The sequence below is a fragment of the Actibacterium sp. genome (genome assembly GCF_041584535.1).
Classification (GTDB): domain Bacteria; phylum Pseudomonadota; class Alphaproteobacteria; order Rhodobacterales; family Rhodobacteraceae; genus Actibacterium_D.
Window position 1 is genome coordinate 1 of sequence record NZ_JBFHDW010000201.1, and the last position, 4,944, is coordinate 4,944.

Here is a 4,944-nt window from a genome sequence, read left to right on the forward strand (position 1 = left end):
AAAGATTCTCAAGGGCTTGTTCCGTAAGGAAAAGCATTTTCCCTGCCCCCTTGACCCTAGGCCGCCCCGGGCCTAGTTTCGCGCCAATTTGAGCCTTGGAGCCAGTTATGCCAACCACAGCCAAGAAAACCCACCCGACCGCTTGTCTTACCCTTGCCGATGGCACCGTGTTCTACGGCCACGGTTTCGGCGCAACCGGGGACACGGTGGCCGAGCTGTGTTTCAACACGGCAATGACCGGCTATCAAGAGATCATGACCGACCCGTCCTATGCCGGTCAGGTCGTCACCTTCACCTTCCCGCATATCGGCAATACCGGTGTGACCCCTGAGGATGATGAAACCAACGATCCCGTCGCCGCCGGCATGGTGGTGAAATGGGACCCGACCGAGCCCAGCAACTGGCGCGCCACCGAGAACCTGACCGACTGGCTGGCCAAGCGCGGCCGGATCGGCATCGGCGGCATCGACACCCGGCGCCTGACCCGGGCCATTCGCCAGCAAGGCGCGCCGCATGTGGCGCTGGCCCATGATCCCGACGGCAATTTCGACATCGAAGCGCTGGTCGCCAAGGCCCGCGCCTTTAGCGGCCTTGAAGGGCTGGATCTGGCCAAGGACGTGACCTGCGCCCAAAGCTATCACTGGGACGAAATGCGGTGGGCATGGCCGGACGGCTATGCCAAGCGCGCAACCCCCGGCCGCAAGGTCGTGGCAATTGATTACGGCGCCAAGCGCAACATCCTGCGCTGTCTGGCCTCGGCGGGCTGCGATGTGACGGTTCTGCCGGCCTCGGCCACCGCCGAAGACGTGCTGGCCCACAATCCCGAAGGCGTGTTCCTGTCGAACGGCCCCGGCGATCCGGCAGCAACCGGCGTCTATGCCGTGCCGATGATCCGCGACGTTCTGGACCAGACCGATCTGCCGGTGTTCGGCATTTGCCTTGGCCACCAGATGCTGGCGCTGGCCCTTGGGGCCAAGACCATCAAGATGAACCACGGCCACCACGGCGCCAACCACCCGGTCAAGGATCTGGAAACCGGCAAGGTCGAGATCACCTCGATGAACCACGGCTTTACCGTCGACAGCCAGACCCTGCCCGCAGGCGTCAAGGAAACCCATGTGTCGCTGTTCGATGGCTCGAACTGCGGTATCGCGATGGAAAGCCGCCCGGTGTTTTCGGTGCAATATCACCCCGAGGCCAGCCCGGGCCCGCAAGACAGCTATTACCTGTTCGAGCGTTTCGTCGCCGCGATGGACGCCCGCGCCTGAGAAACCACGCCCAACAGCCGGAAATCTGGTGATTTTCCGGCTGGGGGCTGCGGTTCTTAACCCTTTGTTAACCACCGCTCTGCGACCCTGACGGAACTTATTTTCCCGTCAAGGTTGTCATGCACGATCCCTCAGTCCTGACCCTGCCCCGGCCGTATCCCGCCGCGCCGCCCGATCCCGCGCCCCGGCGGCCGCTGGGCGACATCCTGATCGAAACCGGCGCTGTTACCGCAGCCGATCTTGAACAGGCGCTGACGATCCAGCGCCGCCGCGACCTGCGGCTGGGCGATATCCTGTTGTCGCTGGGCATGGTCGATCAGGACGGGCTGACGCGCGCCCTGGCCCGGCAATATGCGGCACTGCCGGTGGATGCCGCGCATCTGCGCCCCGACCCCCGGCTGGTCGATGAAATGGGCATCGCCACCTGCCTGCGCGAAGGCGCGGTGCCGCTCAGGCGGCTGGGCGGGGCCACGGTGATTGCCACCTGCCGCCCCGATCAGTTCGACGCGCTGCGCACCCGGCTGCCGCAGGGCTTTGGCGACGCGGTGATGGCGATCGCCAGCGAACGCGCCCTGCACGAGGCGATCCTTGCCACCCGCGATCAAAGGCTGGCCGAACAGGCCGAAACCCGTCTGCCCGAGGCCGAGGCCTCGCGGTTCTGGTATGAACAGCGCCCGCGCAACCTGTTGGCCGCCGGGCTGATCCTGCTGCTGGCCGCCACAATCACCGCCCCCGGCGCGGTCCTGTTCGGGTTAAGCGCGCTGGCGGTTGTGACCCTGTTCGCGACCACGGTGCTCAAGGCTTCGGCGGCGCTGGCCACCCGGCGCGCCCCGCCCAGGCCAATGCCGCAAGACGACGACGTCATGATCGCGCGCCTGCCGGTGGTGTCGGTTCTGGTGCCGCTGTTTCGGGAACATGACGTGGTCCAGCGCCTGATCGCCCGGCTGGGCCGCATCGACTATCCGCGCGAATTACTGGAAATCTGCCTGATCACCGAGGCCGATGATGACCAGACCCGGACCATGCTGGCCGCCGCTGACCTGCCCTATTGGATGCGGGTGATCACCGTGCCGGCGGGCGGATTGAAGACCAAACCACGGGCGATGAATTTCGCGCTGGATTTCTGTCGTGGCTCGATCATCGGAATCTATGACGCTGAAGATGCCCCCGACCCGCATCAGATCCGCGATATCGTGCGGTTGTTCCACATGCGCGGCCCCGAGGTTGCCTGCCTGCAAGGGGTTCTGGACTTTTATAACAGCGAAACCAACTGGTTATCGCGGTGCTTTACCGCGGAATATGCCAGTTGGTTCCGGATATTCCTGCCCGGTCTGGACAAGCTGGGGCTGGTGGTGCCGCTGGGGGGCACGACCCTGTTCCTGCGCCGCGCCGTGCTTGAGGAAATCGGCGGCTGGGACGCGCATAACGTCACCGAGGACGCCGATCTGGGCGTGCGTCTGGCCCGGCATGGCTATCGCACCGAGGTCGTGCACAGCGTCACGCAGGAAGAGGCCAACTGTCGCCTTTGGCCGTGGGTGCGGCAACGCTCGCGCTGGATCAAGGGCTTTGTCGTGACGTGGAGCGTGCACATGCGCGACCCGGTGCTGCTGTGGCGGCAATTGGGGCCGAAACGGTTCATCGCCTTGCAGGTGCTGCTGATCGGATCGGTGGTTCAGGCGCTTTTGGTGCCGCTAATGTGGTCATTCTGGCTGTTGGCGGCGGGGCTGCCGCATCCGCTGACGCCGATGATCGGCGCGCCGGCAATGGGGCTGATCGCCGGGGTGTTCCTGACCGCCGAAGCGATCAATTTCTCGGTGGCGCTGGCCGGGGTGCAACGGGCCGGAAAGCTACGGCTGTGGCCATGGCTGCTGACGCTGTATTTGTATTTCCCGCTGGCGGCGCTGGCCGCCTACAAGGCACTGTATGAGATGGTTTTACGGCCGTTCTATTGGGACAAGACCCAGCACGGCCTTACCAAGGACGACCCGACCCAAGACGATCAGGTTTCGTTGCCATAACCCACGGCATCCAGACGCAGCCGCGCCTCGAACGAGATCGAGATATGGTTCTTCAGCGCCCGATAAGCGGCATCGCCATCGCCGCTGGCAATCGCATCGACTATCGCCTGATGCTCGGCCAGTGCGCGCTTGTCACGGCCCTTGACCGCCAGCGAGGTCGTCGCCAGCAACGCCATCGAGCGGTGCACCAGATCAAGCTGCTGCACCAGAAAATGATTGTGCGAGGCCAGATGCACCTGCTTGTGGAACCGCCGGTTCGCCCGCGACATCGCCGCCGGATCGCCCAACAGCGCCTCGTCCTCTTTCACCATGTCGCTCAGAACGCGGATTTCTTCCGCGCTGGCATGGCGGGCAGCCAGACGGGCGGCCAGCCCCTCCAACTCGCCGCGAACGACGTAAAGCTCGGCCAGTTGGTTATGGTTCAGCGAGGCAACGATCAGGCTGCGGCCATCGCGCGACAACAGCGATTGGGTCTCAAGCCGCTGCAAGGCCTCACGCACCGGGGTGCGCGACACGCCGAACCGCTCGGCCAGTTCGCTTTCCACCAACCGGTCGCCGGGCTTGTAGATGCCGACATCAATCGCGTCCAAAATCAGCGCATAGGCATCTTTATGAACGGGCTTCACAACGGTCATGGCCTTCTCCAATCGTCGAGTCTCAGGCTACTATCGCATACGCACCCGAATCAAGGATACCAAGTGACTAAGTGGCGGGTTAACGCAACGTGAAACCGGGATCGATCAACGCATTCGATCAGGTCTCCGGATGGGTGTTCGATCTGGACAACACCCTATATCCGCCACAGGTGCGGCTGTTTGACCAGATCGAGGTGCGGATGACCGAATGGGTCATGGACGCCTTAGGGGTCGATCGGCCGCAGGCCAACCGGATGCGGCGGCTGTATTGGGCCGAATATGGCACGACGCTGGCAGGGCTGATGGCGCTGCACGATATCGACCCGGCGCCTTATCTTGAGCATGTGCACCAGATCGACCTGTCCCGCCTAAGCCCCGATGCGCGGCTGCGCGATGCCATCGCCGCCCTGCCCGGCCGTCGGGTGGTTTATACAAACGGATCAGCACCTTACGCCCGCCGCGTGCTTGAGGCGCGCGGCCTGTCCGGCCTGTTCGACGCGGTTTACGGGATCGAAGACGCCGGCTATCGCCCGAAACCCCAGCGCGCCGCGTTCGAGGCGATCTTTGCCGCCGATGGCCTGTCGCCGCAAACCGCCGCGATGTTCGAGGATGATCCGCGCAATCTGGCCGCCCCGCATGAGATGGGTATGCGCACCGTGCTTGTCGCGCCCCAGCCCGCCCCGGCGCCGCATATCCACCACCACACCGACGATCTGGCCGGGTTTCTGGCGCGTCTGGGCGTCTGATCTGCGGCCCGATGCCGCAGCGCGGCAATATGTGACATATGCGGCGCATGTTTTTACCCGCATAGAGCGCGCGACCATAACAAGGAGACGCGCAATGACCGCAATCACCCCGACTTCCGCCCCGGCCCCGACCCATGGCAGCGACCCTCTGATGGCGCTTGTCCGGCTGATCCTGACCAGCACCGTCGCCCGGATTTTCACTCTGGTCGTGGTGGCTGTGGCGCTATGGGCGTTCAGCATCCTGCAATGGGGCGTGCCGGGCCTGTATGTGCCGGCG

At 64.3% G+C, this 4,944-nt stretch carries 5 protein-coding genes; 4 read left to right on the plus strand and 1 reads right to left on the minus strand.

Going from position 1 to position 4,944, the window contains the following annotated elements:
• Positions 1-107 precede the first annotated feature (107 nt).
• Both carA and ABYW26_RS10390 read left to right on the plus strand, forming a co-directional pair.
• The gene (gene carA / locus ABYW26_RS10385; RefSeq protein WP_372604772.1) at positions 108-1,268 is read left to right on the plus strand and encodes a glutamine-hydrolyzing carbamoyl-phosphate synthase small subunit; all 1,161 of its coding nucleotides are present in this window, start codon (positions 108-110) and stop codon (positions 1,266-1,268) included.
• 119 nt (positions 1,269-1,387) lie between these two features.
• Positions 1,388-3,286 carry a glycosyltransferase gene (locus ABYW26_RS10390; RefSeq protein WP_372604773.1) on the plus strand — a complete coding sequence of 633 codons (1,899 nt, stop codon included), beginning with the start codon at positions 1,388-1,390 and terminating at the stop codon, positions 3,284-3,286.
• On the opposite strand, the gene ABYW26_RS10395 is transcribed toward ABYW26_RS10390, so the two are convergent.
• Positions 3,268-3,921 (minus strand): GntR family transcriptional regulator, encoded by a 654-nt coding sequence (locus ABYW26_RS10395; RefSeq protein ID WP_372604774.1) that lies wholly within the window; start codon positions 3,919-3,921, stop codon positions 3,268-3,270. The genes ABYW26_RS10390 and ABYW26_RS10395 overlap by 19 nt on opposite strands.
• Positions 3,922-4,010: 89 nt before the next feature.
• Here ABYW26_RS10395 and ABYW26_RS10400 point away from each other — a divergent pair, with 89 nt between their 5' ends.
• Together ABYW26_RS10400 and ABYW26_RS10405 are read left to right on the plus strand one after the other, a co-directional pair.
• On the plus strand, positions 4,011-4,667 hold the full coding sequence (locus ABYW26_RS10400) for a pyrimidine 5'-nucleotidase (RefSeq protein ID WP_372604775.1): 657 nt from the start codon (positions 4,011-4,013) through the stop codon (positions 4,665-4,667).
• A 94-nt stretch (positions 4,668-4,761) separates the two neighbouring features.
• The coding region (locus ABYW26_RS10405; RefSeq protein ID WP_372604776.1) for a hypothetical protein at positions 4,762-4,944 on the plus strand (183 nt) is incomplete at its 3' end.

Coding starts and splice junctions, on each gene's coding strand:
- carA (WP_372604772.1), top strand. CDS start 108: ATGCCAACCACAGCCAAGAAAACCCACCCGACCGCTTGTCTTACCCTT.
- ABYW26_RS10390 (WP_372604773.1), top strand. CDS start 1,388: ATGCACGATCCCTCAGTCCTGACCCTGCCCCGGCCGTATCCCGCCGCG.
- ABYW26_RS10395 (WP_372604774.1), bottom strand. CDS start 3,921: ATGACCGTTGTGAAGCCCGTTCATAAAGATGCCTATGCGCTGATTTTG.